Origin of the sequence: Cognatilysobacter bugurensis (assembly GCF_014652095.1) — a bacterium.
GTDB lineage: Bacteria > Pseudomonadota > Gammaproteobacteria > Xanthomonadales > Xanthomonadaceae > Cognatilysobacter > Cognatilysobacter bugurensis.
Window position 1 is genome coordinate 992,865 of the sequence record NZ_BMYD01000001.1, and the last position, 20,435, is coordinate 1,013,299.

The window sequence follows — 20,435 nt, forward strand, 5'->3', positions numbered from 1 at the left end:
TTTATGCCCGCGGGATCAGCTGTGCCGCGTGCCCGGCCTCGCTTCGGACGTTTCCTTGAGCGCATCTTTCGCTTCGGCCCACCAGTAGCTGAGCTGGGCCGCGATGAAGCCGGCCGGTTTCATCGCCGACGTCAAACCGTAAGCCGATGCGAGGGCCTGCCACCGCGTGTCACCCTCCGCAATCGCCGATGCGATGAGTTCGCCTGCAAACGTCGTCGGCGCAACACCGTGCCCGCCAAACGCCTGCGCCACCCACAGCCCGGGCTCGATTTCGCCCACCTGCGGCATCTGGTGTCGCGCATAACTCATGAGGCCCGACCACGCGTAATCGATGCGCACGCCATCGAGTTGCGGAAACACCTTGAGGAGGTCGCGCCGCAGCAGCGTCTCGACGGCAGCCGGGCTGCGGTCGCGCACCGAAATACGGCCACCCCAGAGCAGTCGGGTGTCGGGCAAGGGCCGGTAGTAGTCGAACGCGAAGCGCGTGTCGTAGATCGCGGCGTCGGTCGATAGCACCTCTCGCAATCGTGCACCGAGCGGCTCGGTCACCATCACGTACGTCGCGATCGGCAACACCGAGGCATCGACGCGCCGCCGCAGTCGCGCGAGGTAGCCGCCGCACGCGAGCACGACGCGCTCGGCGGTGATCTCGCCCTCCGGCGTGCGCACGCGCCAGCCAGCGCCGAGCGGTTCGAGCGAGGCGGCCGGGCTGTTCTCGAAAACCCGGACCCCAGCCGACATCGCAACCCGTCGCAGACCGCGGGCGTATTTGAGCGGGTGGAAATGGAACGCGTCGGGTTCGAACAACGCGTCGTGGTAGCGCTCCGAGTGGATTCGACGTCGGACGTCATCGCGGCTGAGCCACTGCCACTGGACACCGTAGCGTTCGGCGAGCAGCGACTGCCGTTCCAGCAGCACGTTAGGATCGCGAAACCAGTTCGCCCAAATCACGCCGGCCGTGTTGAGGTCGCAGTCGATCTCGTACCGGCTCGCCCTCGTGCGAATAAGCTCGATCGCACTGGTGGTGCCGCTGTAAAGCGCGCGTGCGTCGCGTGGACCCACGTCGCGCAGCAGCGCGTCTTCGCCGCGCGAGAAGCCACCGAATACGAAGCCGCCGTTGCGGCCCGATGCGCCGTGGCCGACTTCGTGCGCGTCGATCAGCACCACGTCGCGAATACCGCGTTCAGCAAGCCCGAGCGCGGTGTTGAGGCCGGCGAAACCGCCGCCGACTACGCAGACCGCGGCGTCTACACGCGCAGTGAGCGCCGGTTGAGGGGCCGCGCCGCGCGATGTCGCGCGGTAGTAATTGATTTCACGCATGCGGTCCTCCGGCCATCGAGCCGGAGGATACCGTCTGGATCAGGCAACTCTGGATCAGGCGACTTCGGCGAAGCCCATTTCCGACAGCGCGTTCTGCATCAGATCGCGTGCGGCGTCGCTCAGCGTCTCATGATCGAGCGCATAGCGGATCGTGGCTTCGATCAGACCCAGGTGCGTACCGCAATCGAAACGCGCGCCCTGGAAGCGGTACGCATCGACCGCTTCGTACTTCATGAGCTCGGCGATGCCGTCGGTCAGCTGGATCTCGCCGCCGGCGCCGACCCGCGTGGATTCGAGCAGGTCGAAGATCGCCGGGTTGAGGATGTACCGGCCCACGACCGCGAGCGTGCTCGGCGCCTGGTCGGGCTTGGGCTTCTCGACGATCGCGCTGATGCGGCCCTGGCGGTTCGCGAAGGACTCGGTGGCGACGATGCCGTAGCTGCTGGTCTTCTCGCGCGGAACGTCCTGCACGGCGATGACGCTCGCGCCGCTGAATTCGGCGGCGTCCGCCATCTGGCGCAGTGCGCCCGGTCCGCGGTTCCAGATGAGGTCGTCGGGAAGAAGCACTGCGAACGGTTCATCACCGATCACCGGCTTCGCGCACAGCACTGCGTGGCCGAGCCCGAGGGCCTCGGTCTGCGTTACGAAGATCACCTGGATTCCGGCGGGAACGACGTTGCGGATCAGTTCGAGTTGCTCGATCTTGCCAGCGCGCTCGAGCTTTTCCTCGAGCTCGTACGCCTTGTCGAAGTAGTCGGCAACGGAATGCTTGTAGCGGTTCGTAACGAACACGAGGGTGTCGCAACCGGCATCGATCGCCTCGTCCACCGCGTATTGAATCAGCGGCCTGTCGACGATCGGCAGCATTTCCTTGGGCACGGTCTTCGTGGCCGGGAGAAAGCGGGTGCCGAGACCGGCGACAGGGAACACCGCCTTACGGATGCGGCGGCGCGAGCGGAATTGAATGGACATCAGACCTTCCTGGCGTGGCGGGCGGGAAACGCAACGACGGTCGAGGAGTCCGACGGCACCGATGTCCGCCCTTGAGGCTGGAATTCAGGCACCGCTGACTGGAGCAGCGTCGCGAGCGCGGCGCAATCGTAGCGAGTGGTCGCGTCACGAAGCTGTGTAATCGCGTGCTCGAGATCACTCGCCGCGACGGCCCGGGGCTCGGCCTGAAGGATTTTCGGGTGCAGCGTGGGACGATATCGCTCGTCCGCGTGGAACAGCGTTTCGTGCAGTTTTTCTCCGGGACGCAGGCCCGTGTAGACGATCGCAATGTCCCGGCCCGGGTGCTTGCCGGCGAGCCGGATCATCTGCTCGGCAAGCACGCGGATCGGCACCGGCTCGCCCATGTCGAGCGTGTACAGCGCCTCGTGCGATCCGATCGCCGAGGCCTGCAGGATCAGCTGGCAGGCCTCGGGAATCGTCATGAAAAAACGGGTCACTTCCGGGTCGGTGACGGTCACCGGCCCGCCGCGGCGGATCTGCTCACGGAACAACGGCACGACACTGCCGGCTGAATCCAGCACGTTTCCGAAGCGCACGGTCACGAACCGTGTCGTGCGGTGATGCGCCTGCGCCTGGCACACCATCTCGGCGAGGCGCTTCGTCGCACCAAGCACATTTGCAGGATCAACGGCCTTGTCGGTCGAAATCAGGACCACGGTGCCGACGCCCGCCTCGCGCGCCGCGGACGCCACGGTGTGCGTGGCGATGACGTTGTTGCGTACCGCTTCGCGCAGCTGCGCCTCGAGCAAAGGCACCTGCTTGTAGGCAGCCGCATGGAAGACGGCTTCCGGAGACGACAGACGGAGCGCGTGCGCGATGACCGCGGGGTCACCGCAATCGCCGAGCACGGACACAAACTCGAGATCCGGGAAGTCGCGGTGCAGCGCGGCTTGCGTCGTGATGAGAGCGAGTTCGTCGATCTCGACCAGCGCGACGCGACGCGCTCCGTGGTGCGCGCACTGGCGGCACAGCTCGGACCCAATCGAGCCGCCCGCACCGGTCACGAGGACGGACCGTCCGCCGAGCCAGCTGCGAATCGCCTTCCAGTCCGGAAGCACCGGCTTGCGGCCGAGCAGGTCTTCGATGGCCACTTCCTTGAGCTCGCCGGGCAGCGAACGCCCCTCGAGGACGTCCTGCAGTCGCGGCACCATGCGAAACGGCACGCCGCTGCGCTCGCAGGCAGCCACTACCCGCTGCAAGGCCTGCGCATCCGCCGACGGCATGGCAATAACGAGCAGTTGCGCCGCCGTCTCGCGCGCGATCTCGGCGACGTCCTGGATCCGCCCAATGACCGGCACGCCCTGCACCTTGCTGCCGCGCAGCTTGGCCGCGTCGTCGAGAAAGCCCACCGGGGCATGCGTGCCCACGCGGCGCAGATCGCGAACAAGCGCCTCGCCGGCGCCGCCGGCGCCGAGGATCAACGTACGGACCGAGGTCGCGCTCTGCTCGAACCGGACGTCCTTCCAGCTGCGATACAGCAACCGGGGGGCCCCCAGCATGCCCATCAGCGCCACCGGGTAAAGCGCCAGCGCGATGCGCGACACGCCCTCCATGCGGTTGTATAGCGACAGCGCGACGACGATCGCAACGAGCCCCAGCGCACAGGCCTTGAAGATGTTGCCGAGGTCAGGGACGCTCGCGAAGCGCCAGAGGCCGCGGTAGAGGCCCATGTACCAGAACACCAGTCCCTGCGCCGCAAGCACAAGCGCGACGGGAGTCGACCACAGCGCCATCTCGGGCGGATCGGGCATGATCCCGAAGCGCAGCCGGTGCAGGGCATGCCAGACCGCCCACACCATGAACAGGTCGTGCGCGGCGATCGACAGCCGGGGAACGGTCGACCGCCAATTCAAACGGTCGCGCAAGTACTTCATGTGAGCCTGCCTTCAATCCTTCGTCACGGTCGGGTCCATCCGTAACCGTCCGGCTCCAGCACGCTGGAGCCAGAGCCACAGCACAACGCCGGAGATATACCACGCCGCTATGACGCCCCCCATCACTGCCGGGGGACCAGCTCCTACGCGGCGCGCGATGAGAACCGATAGCACCGCCCAGGCGCAATAGGAGATTGTCACGGGGGCGTGGCCCCAGCGCCGCGCGCACACCTGGTAGGCGTGCTGAGTGTGCGGTGTCCACCATTGCTCGCCCCTGATTACGCGGCGGAGCAGCGTGAGTGCAGCATCGATGAGGAAGGCCGACAGCGCGAGCGCGAGCATTGCGGTCGACGCGGAGTCCCGATCCGAGACTGCAACGGCGGTCAGCATCGCAAGCGCGAACCCCAGTGCTCCGCTGCCCACGTCGCCCATGAAAATTTGAGCGCCGGGAAAATTGAAGGGGAGAAACCCAACGCAACCGGCTGCAACCGCGAGGGCGACGAGGGCCCATCCGTCCACGCCGACCACAAGCACCGCAGCCGCGACGCACGCAGCCTGACTCGCCGCGATGCCGTTGATGCCGTCCATGAAGTTCCAGACGTTGGTCAGCGCGATACCCGCGCCAAACGCCACCGTCGCCGCTGCCCACGAGCCCGTTTCAGCAAGCCACGCGGCAGCGAACAGCGCGGACGCGAGCACATGCACTGCGAAGCGCGCGCGCGCGGAGAGCGGACGGTGGTCGTCCAACCATCCGACGAGCGCGATCGCCACCATCCCCGCTGCAAACGCGAGCAACGGCAGCACGGGCGCCTGCCCGCGGAAGAGAGCGAGAACGCACCCGAGCACGACGACCGCGACGATCGCAATGCCGCCGCCGCGCGGGGTAGCGACTGAATGGCTACGACGCTCACCCGGCTCATCGACGAGCGCGCGCGACAGCGCGTAGCGTCGCGCCCGCCACGTGCCCAGTGCGGCGAGCACAGCGAACAATAAGAACTCGACGATCACGCGTTAGACCACAGCGTAGTTGAGCAACGGCTTGACGCTGCCCCACTCCTTGCAACTCGGGCATTGCCAGTGATGGCTGCGCGCGCCGAAACCGCAACGCGTGCAGCGATAACTCGGATTACGCACCAGCAGCTGGTCGGTGATGTGCTTAAGATCGTGCAGTGTCGCCAACGGGTCAGCGCTTTCCGCTAGCGTAAGGTCGATCAGCGCTGCTTCGCCGCGCACAGACGGGCGATCCTTCAGCTGGCGCGCAAGATACGCTCGCGCAGCGGCCACGCCGTCCTGCGTCTCGACCATGCGGGTCAGGGCAAGCACCGGCGCGATGCCGCGGTAGTGCTCGCACATCTCGGCCAGAAACGCGCGCGCACCGGTGCTGTCGCCTACCGCGTCATAGCAGGTGAGCAAGGGCGGCAGGATCTCGGGCAGGTAATCCGGGTCGCTTCGGGCCACACGCTCGAACGCCCGGATTGCCGCGGTCGTCTGGCCAGCTTCAACTTCAATGCGCCCCTCGAGCATGCCGGCCCGCACCGAATTCGCATCCGCCTCGTACGCGCGCACAACAGCAGCGCGCGCCGCGGCGGTGTCCCCGGACGCACGGTAGCGATCAGCCAGTTCGCACTCGTACTGCGCGATGAGCCGACCCATGGGCTCCCCTGTCGCCAGCTCGTATCGGCGCGCGTTCTCGATTGCTTTGACCCAGTCCCGCTCGGCTTGGTAGATGCCGATCAGGTGCTTCAGCGCCAGTGGCGAAAGATCGAGCGCGACGAGATCCGAGAACACCGTTTCGGCGCGGTCGAGCAGCCCCGACTTCATGTAGTCCTCGCCGAGCGCGAGCAATGCCTGCACTTTCTGCGCGTCGTTAAGTCCGGGCCGCTGTGCGAGCGATTGGTGCAAACGGATCGCACGGTCCACTTCACCCCGACGACGGAACAGGTGACCCAGCGCGACCTGCGTCTCGAACGTGTCCTTGTCGAGCTCCGCGATCTGCAGGAACAGTTCGATCGCCTTGTCCTGCTGCTCGTTGAGCAGGTAATTGAGGCCGCGAAAATAGGTCGTCGACAGGCGACTGACCTGCGTGTCGCTGTGGCGCTCACCGCCGCGTCGACCAATGATCCAGCCGCTGGCCGCCGCGACGGGCAGCAGCAGGAAGAACCAGAACCACTCGCTGATGAATTCCATGCTCAAACCTCAGGGCGCGACGCATCGCGCAAGTCGGCCCCATGCTTGGGCCTGCGGCCGGGAGTGCCGAGCGCAACCGCTGCGCCGCCGATCAGCGTGCCGAGCAGCACGGCGCCGATCAACGCGATGCCGAGCGTCGTAACGAGCGCAACCGGCCCAAAGTCGATGGCAATGGCCTCGCGATTGAGTGCTCCGACGGCCGCGCCCGCGATAAGTCCCAATGCAGCGAACAAAGAGCGCAGTACGCGCATGTCGTGCTCCCAGTAAGCGGCCGGTTCGACCGCGCTTGGGTCGAGCAAACAAGCTGCGCTCGACGCCCGAAGCTTATCGGACGCGCCCTCGTGTTCGCAGGTTATGCGCCGTCGACGTCGTCGAGCGGCATTACGTCGCTCACCCGCTCGCGCAGTTCCTTGCCGGGTTTGAAATGCGGGACGTGCTTGCCCGCGAGCGCTACCGACTCACCCGTCTTCGGGTTGCGCCCGAGGCGCGGCGGACGGTAGTGCAACGAAAAACTGCCGAAACCGCGGATCTCGATCCGCTCTCCACTCGCAAGCGCACCGCCCATCATCTCCAGCAGCGACTTGACCGCGAGGTCCACGTCGTCGCTCTTGAGATGCGACTGGCGCTGGACAAGGATCTCGATGAGCTCGGACTTGGTCATGTCGGAAGCGGACGTGAGGCGATTGCAAGAAATCCGAAGTCCGGACGCAGGACGACCCGGCCGAAGCCGGGCCGTCCCGAGGCCACCGGAGTGGCGAGGCGATTACTCGCCCTTATTGCCCAGCTGCTCGCGCAGCAGCGCGCCGAGGCGCGTGGTGCCGCTCGAAGCCTCGGCTGCCTGACGGTTGTAATCCGCCATCGCCTCGCTCTCTTCTGCGTAGTCCTTCGCCTTGATCGACAGCTGCATGGTGCGGCCCTTGCGATCGTTGCCGATGATCTTGGCTTCGATTTCCTGGCCAACCTTGAGCACCTGCGAAGCGTCGTCGACGCGGTCGCGGGAGATATCGCGTGCGGCGATGTAGCCCTCGATGCCGTTGTCGAGCTCGACGGTCGCGCCGCGTGCATCGACTTCCTTCACGGTGCCACGCACGATCGAACCCTTCGAGTTCGAGGCGACGTACTGGCCCATCGGGTCCTGTTCCATCTGCTTGATGCCAAGCGAGATGCGCTCACGCTCCGGATCCACCGCCAGCACCACGGCCTGCACCGTGTCGCCCTTCTTGAAGTTGCGCACGACGTCTTCGCCCGTGGTGTTCCACGAGATGTCGGACAGGTGCACCAGGCCATCGATGCCGCCGTCCAGGCCGATGAAGATGCCGAAGTCGGTGATCGACTTGATCTGACCCTCGACCTTGTCGCCCTTCTTGTGGAGGACCGAGAACGTCTCCCACGGGTTCGACGTGACCTGCTTCATGCCGAGCGAGATGCGGCGACGCTCTTCATCGACGTCGAGCACCATGACCTGGACCTCGTCACCGACCTGCACGATCTTGGACGGGTTGACGTTCTTATTGGTCCAGTCCATCTCGGACACGTGCACGAGGCCTTCGACGCCCGGCTCGATCTCGACGAACGCGCCGTAATCGGTGACGTTGCTGACCTTGCCGAACACGCGGGTGTTCGACGGGTAGCGGCGCGAGATGTTGTCCCACGGATCCTCGCCCAGCTGCTTGAGGCCGAGGCTGACGCGGTTGCGCTCGCGGTCGTACTTGAGCACGCGGACGTCGAGCTCCTGGCCGACTTCCACGACTTCCGACGGGTGACGCACGCGCTTCCACGCCATGTCCGTGATGTGCAGCAGGCCGTCGATGCCGCCGAGGTCGACGAACGCACCGTAATCGGTGAGGTTCTTGACGACGCCCTTGAGGATCGCGCCTTCCTGCAGCTTCTCCATCAGCTGCTCGCGCTCAGCGCTGTACTCGCTCTCGACCACCGCACGGCGGGAGACGACGATGTTGTTGCGCTTGCGGTCAAGCTTGATGAGCTTGAACTCGAGTTCCTTGCCCTCGAGGTACGCGGAGTCGCGGACCGGGCGCACGTCGACCAGCGAGCCCGGCAGGAAGCCGCGCACGTCCTTGATGTCGACCGTGAAGCCGCCCTTGACCTTGCCGCTGATGCGACCGGTGATGGTCTCGTTCTTCTCGAGCGCCTGCTCGAGTTCGTCCCACACCATCGCGCGCTTGGCCTTCTCGCGCGAAAGGACGGTTTCGCCGAAGCCGTTCTCGAGCGAGTCGAGCGCGACCTTGACTTCGTCGCCGATGCCGACGTCGATTTCACCGGCGTCGTTCCGGAACTGTTCGATCGGCACGATGCCTTCGGACTTGAGGCCGGCGTTGATCACCACCACGTCGCCGCGGACATCCACGACGATACCGGTGACGATGGAGCCGGGCTTCAGCTTCGAAAGGTTCTGCTGGCTCTGCTCGAACAGTTCGGCAAATGATTCGGTCATTGAAAGGTTACTCAGTTGAACACTCGGGCCCGACGCATTGGAAATGCCGGCCCACCCATGTGTGATGCGTGCGCATCGTGAAAATCCCGCCGTGGCGGGGCCTGTTCCCCGGCTTTTGACCGGGGCATCCGTCGGATGACGGAATTCGTTGTGTGCTAGCGCTTTACGAGCGCCAACACTTGCTTGACCACGTCCTCGATGCCGAGGCCGGTGGTGTCGATGCGGACGGCGTCGTCGGCCGGCCTCAGGGGCGCCACCGCGCGCTGGGCGTCGCGGGCGTCGCGGGCGAGAATCTCCCGCAGCAGACCGGCCAAGGTAACCGAGACCCCCTTGCTATTCAACTGCTTATAGCGACGCTCAGCACGTTCTTCGGCACTGGCGGTCAGGAACACCTTCCAGTCGGCGCCCGGGAAGATCACGGTGCCCATGTCCCGGCCGTCGGCGACGAGGCCGGGCGGCTCGCAGAAGTGACGTTGGCGATCCTTCAGCGCGGCCCGAACCTCCGGGATCGCGGCGATGGCCGAGGCCGCGGCGCCGGCGGTCTCCGTGCGCAGCTCGTCGGTCGCGTCGACGTCATTGACGATCACCCGCAGCTCGCCGTCCGCCGCGTCGCGGAACCGGATATTGGTGTCGAACGCACAGCGCACCAGCGCGGCCGGGTCAGCGAGGTCGATGTCCGCCCAGCCGGCGGCGACGCCGACCGCACGGTACAGCGCGCCGGAGTCGAGGTAATGCCATCCGAGTTGCTGGGCGACGAGCCGGCTGATCGTGCCCTTGCCGGACCCCGAGGGGCCGTCGATAGTCAAAATGGGAGTGGATGCGGTCATGTCAATATTATTGCCCGACTGGAAGCTTCAGGCCCCGGCTGAATGCGACGGCGCATCGGGCTTGCCGAAGCGATCACGCGCCCGTTAGAATTGCGGGCTTGTCTCTACCCGCCCCAATTTCGAGGTCGTCATGAAGGTCCTGTCCTCCCTGAAGTCGGCGAAGGCCCGCCACCGCGACTGCAAGGTCGTCCGCCGTCGCGGCAAGGTCTTCGTGATTTGCAAGTCGAACCCGCGGTTCAAGGCGCGCCAGCGCTGAGCGTTCGATGATGCGCCGCTCGGCGCATCGAGCCGCCAGAAGGCCGCCGCGAGGCGGCCTTCTGCGTTATGAGTCCGCGGTGCCGGACGGGCGCCGCAACCGAATGCTTACAATCCGCGTTCCATTGCTCCGGATGCCCGCCATGAAGTTGCGTGTCGCCCTCGCCTGCTCGCTGCTCGCCCTCTGCGGTTCCATGCCGGCTGCCGCCGAGACCCTGCTCGTACAGCGCGTCGCCGAGGAGGCGCGCACCGCTCTGCCGTCGCGTGGGCTTACGATGGCGCAGGTCGAGTCGCGCTTTGGCGCGCCTTCGGAGCGCCTCGAGCCACGCGGCGGTCAAAATGCGAAGTGGCCGGTCATCCATCGCTGGATGTATCCGAACTTCACCGTGTATTTCGAGAAGAGCCGCGTCATCGACGCCGTGCTCAACCGCGCCGACGCCGATGAGATCGGCCCGAAGCCTGCGATCCGCTGAGATCGCATCGCGTTCTGCCCGCGCGCACCGTTGCGCGCCCTGTCACGAGAGGCCGATGTCCAACACCCTGCGTTTTCCCGCCGAGTGGGAGCCCCAGTCTGCGGTCCTGATCGCCTGGCCGCATGCCGACACCGATTGGGCCGACCGGCTCGGTGAGATCGAGGAGACCTACATTGCGCTCGTCGCGGCGATCACACGATTCGAGCCGGCTGTCGTTTGCGTCGCCGATGACGACGTGCAGGCTTATGCGCGGGCACGGCTGTCGTCGGCGCGCGTCGATATGGACCGGGTTCGCTTCGTTGCGCTGCCCTACGACGACACGTGGCTGCGCGACTCGGGGCCGATCTCGCTGCGTATGGGGCGCGGATTCCGCCTTCTGGATTTCCGCTTCACCGGCTGGGGCGGGAAGTTCGAGGCGAGCCTCGACGACCGCCTGGTTGAAGGGCTGGAGCAGGCGTCGCTCTTCGAGGGTGCCGAGCGGCAGCCGATCGATTTCGCACTCGAAGGCGGCGCGATCGACACGGACGGCGCGGGCACGCTGCTGACGACATGGCGCTGCCTGCATGAGCGCCATCCTGGTGTCGATCGGGACACGCTGTCGACCAAGCTTGCGAACTGGCTGCAGCAGGACCGCGTGCTCTGGCTGGATCACGGCTACCTCGAGGGTGACGACACGGACGCGCATGTCGACACGCTTGCGCGGTTCGCCTCGCCCGACTCGATCGTCTACCAAGGCTGCGACGACCCGACCGACAGCCACTACGCTGAATTGCAGGCGATGGGGGCCGAGCTCGCTGCGCTGCGCACCCGCGACGGTCGCCCGTACCGCCTGTTCGAACTGCCGTGGGCGCAGCCGATCCTCGACGACGGTCGCCGGCTCGCCGCGAGCTACGCGAACTTCCTGATCGTCAACGGTGCCGTCCTGATGCCGGTGTACGGCGACGGGGCCGATGAGCGCGCGCAGAGCGTGCTGCGCGAGGCGTTCCCGGACCGCGAGATCGTACCGGTGCGGTGCCGCCCGCTGATCTGGCAGAACGGCAGCCTGCACTGCATCACGATGCAGCTTCCCGCCGGTCTCGTCGACGTTAACGCGATCGAGTGATCGCACGCCGGCGGCCTGTTCGAATACGTACGAGGATCCGATGAACAAGACCCTTCCCGTCGCGCTGATCCAGGAGCGCAACCAGGGCGATGCCGAGGCCAACCTCGCCCGCATCGACGCTCACGTCGCCGAGGCCGCGCGCCGCGGCGCGAAGCTCGTGCTGCTTCAGGAACTGCACAACGGCCTGTACTTCTGCCAGCAGCAGTGCGTGTCGCAGTTTGAACTCGCTGAGCCGATCCCCGGCCCTAGCACCGAGCGACTGGGCCGGCTGGCCCGCGAACACGGCATCGTCATCGTGGCGTCGCTGTTCGAACGCCGTGGCGCGGGGCTGTACCACAACACGGCCGTGGTGCTCGAAAAGGACGGCTCCATCGCGGGCAAGTACCGCAAGATGCACATCCCTGACGATCCCGGCTTCAACGAAAAGTTCTATTTCACGCCGGGCGACACGGGTTTCCATCCAATCGACACATCGGTCGGCCGGCTGGGCGTGATGGTGTGCTGGGACCAGTGGTACCCCGAGGGCGCGCGCCTGATGGCGCTGGCCGGCGCGGAGCTGCTGCTCTATCCAACTGCGATTGGCTGGGACCCGGACGATGCGCAGGACGAGAAGGATCGCCAGCGCAATGCGTGGATCCTCAGCCACCGTGGGCACGCGGTTGCAAACGGCCTGCCAGTGCTCAGCTGCAACCGCGTGGGGCACGAGCCCTCGCCCATCGGTCGCTCGGGCATCGATTTCTGGGGATCGAGCCACGTGCTCGGACCGCAGGGCGAGGTGATTGCGGAAGCCGGCACCGAGGAGCCGGAGATCCTCATGGCGGAGGTCGACCTGCGCCGCAGCGAGGACGTGCGCCGGATCTGGCCGTTCCTGCGCGACCGCCGCATCGACGCCTATGGCGACCTGCTGCGTCGGTACCGCGACTGATCACGTCAGCCGGTCGTTTTGACGGCTGTAGCGGCGCGGCCGTTCGCGCGGCGGTCCAGCGCGACCGCCTGCGGCCGGCTCCTGCGTTTGTCGCATAACACCTACGAATTGCGCCTGGGCTTTGCCGGGCGGCACGCCGCGCGCGCCGTCCTGTTCGGCGCGTGACCCCGCCCCACCCGGCCGGACGTGCCGGCCCGACTGCGAGCCGAACGCATGAATGCTCTACACGACCCCCTGGATGCGCTGCAGGGACAGCCGCACCTGGTGATCGAGCGCGACGGCGTGCGCTACACCCTGCTTGGCACCGCGCACGTGTCGCGCGCCAGCGTCGACGCCGTCGAAGCGGCGATCGGCACCGGCAAGTACGACACGATTGCGATCGAGCTCGATGCGCCGCGCCTGCAGTCGTTGACCGACCCGGATGCGCTTGCGCGGCTCGACCTCGTGCAGGTGATCCGCACCGGGCGCACCGCGATGTTCGCAGCGAACCTCGCGCTGTCCGCGTACCAGCGCCGTCTGGCGGAGCAGCTCGGCATCGAACCTGGCGCGGAGCTCAAGCGGGCGGCGCAACTTGCACAGGAACGCGGCCTCGAGATGCGGCTGATCGACCGCGATGTCGGGCTCACGTTCAAGCGCGCCTCGGTGCGCCTGGGCCTGTGGGGCCGCGCGAAGCTCGTTGCCGGCATGCTCGGCTCGCTGCTTGCCGACGACGCGGTCGGCTCGGACGAGATCGAGAAACTCAAACAGGGCGACCTACTCGAAGCCAGCTTCGGCGAGTTCGCAAGCGAAAGCCCCGCCCTGTACGACTCCGTGATCGCCGAGCGCGATCGGTACATGGCGGCCCGGCTGCGCGCACTCGCGCACGACGGCTCGTCACCGCGCAACGTCCTGGCGGTCATCGGCGCCGGCCACCTCCAGGGCATGGCGCGGCACCTCGAACACGACCAGGACGCGCCCGGCGAGGTCTGCGAGCAACTCGAGTCGCTGCCCCACAAGAGCGACGTGCCGTGGTTCACGATCGTGCTTGCGGCGTTCGTCGTGGGCGGGTTCTTCTGGGGGTTCTGGCGCGGCGGCCTGGACGTCGGCTCGGACCTGTTGCTGCAATGGGTGCTCGCAACGGGCGTGCTGGGCGCCATCGGCTGCGCGCTGGCCGGCGGCCACCCGCTCAGCATCCTGGTCGCGTTCCTTGCATCGCCGATCACGCCGCTGCATCCGGCGCTGGCGTCAGGCACGCTGAGCGCACTCGTCGAAGCGTGGGTGCGCAAGCCGACCTACGCGGATTTCATGGCGCTGCGCGACGACGTGCAGACGGTGCGCGGCTGGTGGCGCAATCGTGTCGCACGCGTGCTGCTCAACTTCTTCCTGACCAGCCTCGGCACCGCGATCGGCGTGTGGACCGGCGGGCTGCGGATGCTCGGCCGCCTCGTCGGCTGATTGCCGTGGCCCGCACCGGATGGATGCGGGCCACGGCTTTCCGCGCTGCGATTACGGCGCAGCGGACGCGACGACGGACGATCCGAGTGCCGGCGTCTTTCGGCCCCGTGCCCGCGCGACCGTGCGCGACGTCGAGTGGCGCAGGTCGTCGAGGATCGCGTAGATCGTCGGCAGGAACAGCAGGCTGACGACGGTCGAGAACGCGAGACCGCCTGCGATCGCACGCGCCATCGGGAAGTACGAGATCTCGTCGCTGCTGCCGCCGGTGGACAGCGCGATCGGGATCATCGCCAGGATCGCCGTGCCCATCGTCATCAGGATCGGCCGCAGGCGTTCACGGCTGCCCTCCACCAGCGCGTCTGTGCGCGACATGCCACGGCGCCGCAGGTTGTTGATGTGCTCGATCATGACGATGCCGTTGTTCACCACCACGCCCATCAGCACCAGGATGCCGATGAAGGCCATGATGTTGAACTCGGTGCCGGTGAGCCAGAACAGCCAGAACACGCCGAACACCGAGAACACCACGCCGGACATGATCGCCGACGGGAACAGCAGCGATTCGAACACCGCGGCCATCACCACGTAGATCATCACCAGCGCGATCAGCAGGTTGAACATCATCTGCTGGACCATCGCGCTCTCGTCGAAGAACTGGATGCTGTCGAACGTGTAGCTGTAGCCCGGCGGGAACGCGATCGAATCCAGTGCTTGCTCCACCGCTTTGCGCGCGTCGGGCAGCGTGGTCTCGCCCATCGGTGCGGCCTCGATCGTCAGCGTGGTCTGGCGATTGGTCCGCTCCACCTGGGTCGACGCGGGCCGGATCGACACGTCGACCATCGACAGCAGCGGCACGCTGCGGCCATCCGGAGCGCGGACGTTGAACGTGGAGAGGTCACGCGCATCGAACTGCTCGGCGCCGTCGAACCGGACCCAGACCGGCACCTCGGTTTCGCCACGGCGGAAGTCCTTGAGCTTGGCGCCACGAAGAGCCAGACCGACGAACGACGCCACTTCTTCCGAGCTGAAACCAAACGCAGCCGCGCGCTCCCGGTCCACCCGGACCTGGAGCTCGCTGTTGCGATCGCCCGCGTCGATGCGGACGTCGCGCAATTCCTTGCGTGCGTTGAGAACTGGCAGGATGTCGCGGCCCAGCTCGTGAAGCGTCTGGGTCGAGTCGCCGACCAGCTGCAGCTTCACGGTCTTGGGTGCGCCGCCCCCGCCACCACCGCCCTCCTGCTGGCCGACGACGAGCTTGGCGCGCGCCGACTTCGGCAGGGCCTCGCTGATCGCGTCCGCGAGTGCTTTGGTCGGGCCGTCGTACTCCGGGTCGAAGGTGACGCGCGTGCCCGCCCAGCCCTCTTCACTGAAGTAGGAATAGATCTGGGTGATGTGGAAGCGCTCCCGATTGGCGTCAAGGAACGCCTCGACCCGGCCGACCTCGTCCGATACCTGGTCGAGCGTATAGCTGCCGTTCCATTGGTAGCGCACTTCCGTCTCGTTGCCTTCGTCTCCGCCGAACATGTTGTATTTGGTCATCATCATCGGCGCGATGCTGACGGCCACGATCAAGACGATGCCGAGCACGCTCTTGCCGCGATGCGCCAGTGTCCAGCGCAGCAGGCGCGAGTAGCGCTCTTGGAGGTTTTGGATGAAGCCTCCGTTCCGGCTGACGGCCGGCGGTGTCTTCATACGCGCCGAGAGCATCGGGATCAGGCTCACGGCGACGAGCCATGACGCGAGCAGCGACACGGAGATCGTGATCGCGATCTGCGAGAGGTAGATCGCCAGCACGTTGCGCTCGCCGAACAGGTTCGGCACGAACACGATGCAATGGCACAGCGTGCCGGCGGACAAGGCGATCGCGACGTGCCGCGTGCCGAGGATGGACGCCAGTCGCGGATTGCCCGGGTTGCGCTCGCGCTCCTGGTAGATGCTTTCAACGACGACAACCGCGTTGTCGACGAGCATGCCGACGGCCAGCAGCAGGCCCATCATCGACAAGATGTTGAGCGTGACCCCGGCGAAATACATGAAGCCAAGCGTCATCACGAAGCAGATCGGGATCGCAAGCGTCACCATCAGCGTCGACGGCCAATGGCGCAGGAAGAAGAACAGCACCGCGATCGACAGCAGCAGGCCGATCGCGCCGGCTTCGGCGAGTTCGGCGAGCGAACTCGTGACGCTTTCGCCCTGGTTCTCGATCACCTTGACCTGGATGCCGCGCATTGCGGGCTCGGCGCGAATGCGCTCCACCTCTTCAAGCGTCAGCCGCGCGACCTCAACGAGGTTTGCGCTGCGCTCCTTGAAGATGTCCAGACCGACTGCCGGGCGCCCGTCCAGGCGCCGGCCCATGTCCATGCGCGCGGGCTTCAGGCGCACAACGGCAATGTCGCCCAGCCGCACGCCATTGCCGATGACGACGTTTCGCAACTCGTCGAGGTCCGTCAGCTCGCCAACGGGCTGCACGCGCAATCGCTGCCCGCCGTCGGTGATCTGGCCGGCCGAGATCGAGAAGTTCAAGCTCTGAAGACGACGCGTGAGGTCGTTGAGGCTGACGTCGTGCGCGACAAGCCGATCCGGCAGCACCGCGACCTCGACCTCGTTAGGCGTCGCGCCCGAGACGCGCACCTCGGCGATGCCGGGTACGCGCTCGAGGCGGCGCTTGAGCTCGCGATCGATCAGCTCGTACGAGTTCGCGAGGTTGATCGTTTGACTGGCCAGCCGGATCGCGAGCACCGGCTCGTCATCGGTGCTGAAGTTACCGATGAAGATGCGCTGCAGCTCGTCGGGCAGTTCGCCGCGGATCGCATCGATGCGTTCGCGCGCTTCGGACGCCGCGATCTGTACGTCGCGCTCCCAATCGCTGAATAGCACCATCACGCTGGCGCCGTCGGCGCGCGCGGTGCCCTGGATGCTCTTGACCCCTGACAGGGTGGCCAGCGCTTCCTCGGCCGGGCGCAGCACCGTACGCTCGACTTCCTCGGGGGTCGAGCCGGCGTACGGCATCTGCACGAACACGACCGGGAACGACACCGATGGCATCGCTTCGAGCGGCAGCCGGAATGCCGCGATCAGGCCGACCACGACCATGGTCACGAAGAACATGACGGTCGTAACCGGCCGCTTGATGCTGAGCTCGGCGACGCTCATCCGGCGGCTCCCGCGTCGGCCTGGATCGCAGCCGCGTTTTCAGCGCTCTGGCTGCCTGCTACGCGACCGCGCTCGCGGTAGTACTCGTCGGCGCGCCGGTCCAACAGGTCGTACACAACCGGAATCACCACGAGCGTCAGCAGGGTCGAGACCAACAGGCCGCCGATGACCGTGATCGCCATGGGTGAGCGCACTTCGGCGCCTTCCCCGAATGCGAGCGCGAGCGGCAGGAAGCCGAACAACGTGCACAGCGTGGTCATGACGATCGGGCGCAGGCGGGATCGCGCGCCCTCGACCAGCGCTTCGCGCTTTGCCACGCCGGCTTCGCGCAGCTGGTTTACCTTGTCGATCAGGATGATCGCGTTCTTCGTCACCAAGCCGACGAGCAGGATCAGGCCGATGAACACGACCACCGAAATCGGCGAGCGCGTCAGGAGCAATGCGAGCACCGCGCCGACAAGTGCGAGGGGAATCGTGAACAAGATGACGAACGGGTGGAGCAAGGATTCGAACTGCGACGCCATCACGAGGTAGACGAGGAACACGGCCAGCCCGAATGCAAACAGCAACGAGCTCACCGACTCGGCCAGCTCCTCGCCCTGGCCGCCGATGTGCATACCGACGCCCGCGCCGAGCGGATTTTCCTCGACCATGTCGCGGACCTCCTCGACGGCGGTGCCCAGGTCGATATCGCGCAGGTTCGCCGAGACGATCGCCACGCGCACCTGATCGGCGCGGTGGATCTCGCTCGGGCCCATCGTGGACACCACATCGGCCACCGCGTCGAGCGTCACGGGCCGCGCGCTGCCGGGGTTGACGATCAGCCGACGAATGCTCTCGAGCGACTCACGGTCGCTCTCCTGCGCCCGCACGAGCACGTCGATCTTGCGATCGCGAAAGCTGTAGCGGGTGGCGACGTCGCCGCGGACCTTCTGCACTACGACGTCCGCGATTTGCCGCGTCGTCATTCCGAGGGCCGCCGCGCGCTCCTGATCGAAGCGGATCTGGATCTCGGGGAACCCTTCCTCGACCGTCGACTTCACGTCCACGTAGTGCGGGTTCGCGCGCAGCAGCTGCGCCATGCGCTGTCCCGCGGTGCGGATCGTGTCCAGGTCCTGGCCGCGCAGCTCGATCTCCAGCGGGGTCGCAAAGCTGAAGAGCTCCGGCCGGCTGAAGTTGACCTGCGCATTCGGATGCGCCTGCATCGTTTCGCGCAGTCGATCGGTCTCGGCCGCTTCGAGTTCCTTGCTGCCGCCGTCGGCCATCACGATAGACAGCTTGCCGATGTTCTCGCCGCTCTCCGTCGGATTGGCATCCAGGCGGGTGCCGCTGCCGCTGACGCCGAAGATCGCGCGGATCCCCTCATCGCCTGCGTGCTTCTCTTGTAGCTTGCGAACCAGCGCATCGGTCTCGCGCAAGGGCGTGCCGGGCGGCAGCTTGACCGTCATCTCGAAGCGGTCCTGCGCGAGCTGCGGGATCAGGTCGGCCCCAAGCATGGGAACGATCGCCAGCGTGCCTACGAACGCCAGCCCGGCCGCCCCGAGCACCAGCCCGGGCCGCCGCAGCGCGCTGGGGAGGAGCTTCAGGTACGCGCGTTCGGCGCCGCCGTAGGGGGCCATGGCGACGTCGCTGGCCTTGCGCATCACCGGCCCGACGACGGCACTGACCGCGCGCCACGCGCGCACGACCAGCCACGCGATCGCGAAGAAGCCGAACCGCACCGCCGCCTTGAAGCCTCGGCCGCTCATCGCGAGTGGCTTCTGCCAGCGGGACGCCGGCTCCCAGCGCGGGTGCTCGGGCTCGGACGGGAACTGCGCGCCCGGACGGCCCTTAAGCGCGCTCAGCATCGGAATCAGGGTCATCGACACGACGAGCGACATCGCAATCGCGATCGCCACCGTCATCGCTTGGTCACGGAAAAGTTGGCCCGCGATGCCTTCCACGAACACCAGCGGCAAGAACACCGCGATCGTCGTTAGCGTCGACGCGACGACGGCCATGCTGACTTCACGCGTGCCCTCGACCGCGGCTTCCAGCACGCCGAGGCCGCGCTCGCGCGCCTTTGCGATGCTTTCGAGCACCACGATCGAGTCGTCGACGACGAGTCCGGTCGCAAGCGCGAGGCCGCCGAGCGACATCACATTGAGGCTCAGGCCGATCTGGTCCATGAAGAAGAACGTGGTGATGATCGACACCGGCAACGACAGCGCGATCACGAACGTGCTCCAGCCGTCGCGCAGGAACAGGAAGATCACCAGGACGGCCAGCAGGCCGCCAATCACTGCGTCGAACTTCACGTCGCTGATCGCATTGCGGATGAACTGCGACTGGTCGTCGATGACGGTCAGTTCGATGTCGTCCGGCATCTGCTTGCGCACTTCCTCGAGCCGCGCCTGCACTGCATCGGCCGTGGAGACGGTGTTCGCATCGCCTTCCTTGTAGATCGCCAGTTCCACCGCTTCGCGTCCCGCGAGGCGGATGATTGATTCGCGCTCCTTGAAGCCCTGGCGGACGTCCGCGATGTCCTTGAGCCGGATCGGCATTCCGCCCGCGGCTGTCGACTGGCCGCTGGACGATGCGCTCTGCACGGACGCGGCCGCGGCCATTGCACTCGCGTCCCCGGTCGCGGCGGCGACGCGCGCCATCTGCTCGGCCGCGCTTTCCGCGGCGCCACCGCCGCCGGACTGCGTGGTCACCAGCATTTCGCGCATCTCGTCGACGGTCGCAAACTGGTTGACCGTGCGCACCAGGTAACGCTGCGAGCCCTCTTCGAGCCGACCGCCGGAGATGTTGATGTTCTCCTGCCTCAGCCGGTTGATGACCGTTTCGATCGGCAGGCCGAGTTGCGCGAGCTTGTGCTGGTCGATGTCGACTTGGATCTCATCTTCGAGACCGCCGCCGACCTTCACCGCCGCGACGCCATCGACGGGCTCCAATTTCTTCTTCAGATCATCGTCTGCGTAGCGGCGCAGCTCCGTCAGCCGTTGCTGTGCCTGCGCGTCACCGCCCTCGCCCTTTGCCGAGAGCGCAAGGCGCATGATCGCCTCCGTGGACGGATTGAAGCGCAGCAGCACCGGGGCTTTCGCCTCCAGCGGCAGCTGCAGCACTTCCATCTTGTCGCGGACCTCCAGGCTGGCCTGGTCCATGTCCGTGCCCCACGCGAACTCCAGCACGACGTCGCTCTGACCCGTGCGCGACACGGACCTCAACTTGCGCAGATTCTTGACGACACCGACCGCCTCTTCGACGGGCTCGGAGATCAATGTCTCGATCTCGGCAGGCGCAGCGCCGGTGTACTCGGTGCGCACGGTCAACGTCGGATAGCTGAGGTCGGGCAGCAGGTTGACCTTCAGTTCGCGCAGCGCGAGCAACCCGAACAGCAGGAACGTGATCGTCACCATCGCCACCGTCACGCGGCGGCG

16 protein-coding genes are annotated in these 20,435 nt (G+C 66.5%); 5 read left to right on the forward strand and 11 right to left on the reverse strand.

Annotated features, from left to right (window positions below):
* Positions 1 to 15 precede the first annotated feature (15 nt).
* The 9 genes from IE075_RS04520 to cmk all read right to left on the reverse strand — a co-directional run bounded on the left by IE075_RS04520 (position 16) and on the right by cmk (position 9,671).
* Complete coding sequence (locus IE075_RS04520) at positions 16 to 1,320, reverse strand: NAD(P)/FAD-dependent oxidoreductase (RefSeq protein WP_189453712.1); 1,305 nt, start codon at positions 1,318 to 1,320, stop codon at positions 16 to 18.
* Positions 1,321 to 1,374: 54 nt separating this feature from the next.
* Positions 1,375 to 2,292, reverse strand: coding sequence for a UTP--glucose-1-phosphate uridylyltransferase GalU (gene galU / locus IE075_RS04525; protein WP_189453714.1), 918 nt, complete (start codon positions 2,290 to 2,292; stop codon positions 1,375 to 1,377).
* Complete coding sequence (locus tag IE075_RS04530; protein WP_189453716.1) at positions 2,292 to 4,205, reverse strand: polysaccharide biosynthesis protein; 1,914 nt, start codon at positions 4,203 to 4,205, stop codon at positions 2,292 to 2,294. The genes galU and IE075_RS04530 overlap by 1 nt, the downstream gene beginning before the upstream one ends.
* A 12-nt stretch (positions 4,206 to 4,217) precedes the next feature.
* Positions 4,218 to 5,009: an MraY family glycosyltransferase gene (locus tag IE075_RS04535; RefSeq protein ID WP_189453718.1), complete on the reverse strand. Its 792-nt coding sequence runs from the start codon at positions 5,007 to 5,009 to the stop codon at positions 4,218 to 4,220.
* A gap of 207 nt (positions 5,010 to 5,216) precedes the next feature.
* Entirely contained in the window at positions 5,217 to 6,392 is a 1,176-nt protein-coding gene (lapB, locus tag IE075_RS04540; protein WP_189453720.1) for a lipopolysaccharide assembly protein LapB, read from the reverse strand.
* Positions 6,393 to 6,394: 2 nt separating this feature from the next.
* Positions 6,395 to 6,643 (reverse strand): hypothetical protein, encoded by a 249-nt coding sequence (locus IE075_RS04545; protein ID WP_189453722.1) that lies wholly within the window; start codon positions 6,641 to 6,643, stop codon positions 6,395 to 6,397.
* A 101-nt stretch (positions 6,644 to 6,744) separates the two neighbouring features.
* Positions 6,745 to 7,053, reverse strand: coding sequence for an integration host factor subunit beta (locus IE075_RS04550; protein WP_189453724.1), 309 nt, complete (start codon positions 7,051 to 7,053; stop codon positions 6,745 to 6,747).
* 102 nt (positions 7,054 to 7,155) lie between these two features.
* The gene (rpsA, locus tag IE075_RS04555) at positions 7,156 to 8,844 is read right to left on the reverse strand and encodes a 30S ribosomal protein S1 (RefSeq protein ID WP_189453726.1); all 1,689 of its coding nucleotides are present in this window, start codon (positions 8,842 to 8,844) and stop codon (positions 7,156 to 7,158) included.
* 155 nt (positions 8,845 to 8,999) lie between these two features.
* Positions 9,000 to 9,671: a (d)CMP kinase gene (gene cmk / locus IE075_RS04560; protein ID WP_189453728.1), complete on the reverse strand. Its 672-nt coding sequence runs from the start codon at positions 9,669 to 9,671 to the stop codon at positions 9,000 to 9,002.
* A 130-nt stretch (positions 9,672 to 9,801) separates the two neighbouring features.
* On the opposite strand from cmk, the gene ykgO reads away from it, so the two are divergent.
* From ykgO to IE075_RS04585, 5 genes are all read left to right on the forward strand, one after another.
* Positions 9,802 to 9,927 (forward strand): type B 50S ribosomal protein L36, encoded by a 126-nt coding sequence (gene ykgO, locus IE075_RS04565; protein WP_010342887.1) that lies wholly within the window; start codon positions 9,802 to 9,804, stop codon positions 9,925 to 9,927.
* A gap of 112 nt (positions 9,928 to 10,039) precedes the next feature.
* Positions 10,040 to 10,399: a hypothetical protein gene (locus tag IE075_RS04570; protein WP_425489353.1), complete on the forward strand. Its 360-nt coding sequence runs from the start codon at positions 10,040 to 10,042 to the stop codon at positions 10,397 to 10,399.
* A gap of 55 nt (positions 10,400 to 10,454) precedes the next feature.
* Entirely contained in the window at positions 10,455 to 11,501 is a 1,047-nt protein-coding gene (locus IE075_RS04575; protein ID WP_189453732.1) for an agmatine deiminase family protein, read from the forward strand.
* Between the two features lie 40 nt (positions 11,502 to 11,541).
* Positions 11,542 to 12,426, forward strand: a complete 885-nt coding sequence (locus IE075_RS04580; protein WP_189453734.1) for a carbon-nitrogen hydrolase — start codon at positions 11,542 to 11,544, stop codon at positions 12,424 to 12,426.
* 213 nt (positions 12,427 to 12,639) lie between these two features.
* On the forward strand, positions 12,640 to 13,860 hold the full coding sequence (locus IE075_RS04585) for a TraB/GumN family protein (RefSeq protein WP_189453736.1): 1,221 nt from the start codon (positions 12,640 to 12,642) through the stop codon (positions 13,858 to 13,860).
* A 51-nt stretch (positions 13,861 to 13,911) separates the two neighbouring features.
* Here IE075_RS04585 and IE075_RS04590 read toward each other — a convergent pair whose 3' ends face one another.
* The gene (locus IE075_RS04590; protein ID WP_189453738.1) at positions 13,912 to 17,013 is read right to left on the reverse strand and encodes an efflux RND transporter permease subunit; all 3,102 of its coding nucleotides are present in this window, start codon (positions 17,011 to 17,013) and stop codon (positions 13,912 to 13,914) included.
* Complete coding sequence (locus IE075_RS04595; protein ID WP_189454800.1) at positions 17,010 to 20,414, reverse strand: efflux RND transporter permease subunit; 3,405 nt, start codon at positions 20,412 to 20,414, stop codon at positions 17,010 to 17,012. The genes IE075_RS04590 and IE075_RS04595 overlap by 4 nt, the downstream gene beginning before the upstream one ends.
* Positions 20,415 to 20,435 lie beyond the last annotated feature (21 nt).

What these genes read in the sequence shown, in the direction of transcription:
- cmk (WP_189453728.1), bottom strand. Translation starts at nt 9,671, where the DNA reads ATGACCGCATCCACTCCCATTTTGACTATCGACGGCCCCTCGGGGTCC.
- IE075_RS04575 (WP_189453732.1), top strand. Translation starts at nt 10,455, where the DNA reads ATGTCCAACACCCTGCGTTTTCCCGCCGAGTGGGAGCCCCAGTCTGCG.
- lapB (WP_189453720.1), bottom strand. Translation starts at nt 6,392, where the DNA reads ATGGAATTCATCAGCGAGTGGTTCTGGTTCTTCCTGCTGCTGCCCGTC.
- IE075_RS04595 (WP_189454800.1), bottom strand. Translation starts at nt 20,414, where the DNA reads ATGGTGACGATCACGTTCCTGCTGTTCGGGTTGCTCGCGCTGCGCGAA.
- ykgO (WP_010342887.1), top strand. Translation starts at nt 9,802, where the DNA reads ATGAAGGTCCTGTCCTCCCTGAAGTCGGCGAAGGCCCGCCACCGCGAC.
- IE075_RS04545 (WP_189453722.1), bottom strand. Translation starts at nt 6,643, where the DNA reads ATGCGCGTACTGCGCTCTTTGTTCGCTGCATTGGGACTTATCGCGGGC.
- rpsA (WP_189453726.1), bottom strand. Translation starts at nt 8,844, where the DNA reads ATGACCGAATCATTTGCCGAACTGTTCGAGCAGAGCCAGCAGAACCTT.
- IE075_RS04585 (WP_189453736.1), top strand. Translation starts at nt 12,640, where the DNA reads ATGAATGCTCTACACGACCCCCTGGATGCGCTGCAGGGACAGCCGCAC.
- IE075_RS04550 (WP_189453724.1), bottom strand. Translation starts at nt 7,053, where the DNA reads ATGACCAAGTCCGAGCTCATCGAGATCCTTGTCCAGCGCCAGTCGCAT.
- IE075_RS04580 (WP_189453734.1), top strand. Translation starts at nt 11,542, where the DNA reads ATGAACAAGACCCTTCCCGTCGCGCTGATCCAGGAGCGCAACCAGGGC.
- IE075_RS04590 (WP_189453738.1), bottom strand. Translation starts at nt 17,013, where the DNA reads ATGAGCGTCGCCGAGCTCAGCATCAAGCGGCCGGTTACGACCGTCATG.
- galU (WP_189453714.1), bottom strand. Translation starts at nt 2,292, where the DNA reads ATGTCCATTCAATTCCGCTCGCGCCGCCGCATCCGTAAGGCGGTGTTC.
- IE075_RS04530 (WP_189453716.1), bottom strand. Translation starts at nt 4,205, where the DNA reads ATGAAGTACTTGCGCGACCGTTTGAATTGGCGGTCGACCGTTCCCCGG.
- IE075_RS04520 (WP_189453712.1), bottom strand. Translation starts at nt 1,320, where the DNA reads ATGCGTGAAATCAATTACTACCGCGCGACATCGCGCGGCGCGGCCCCT.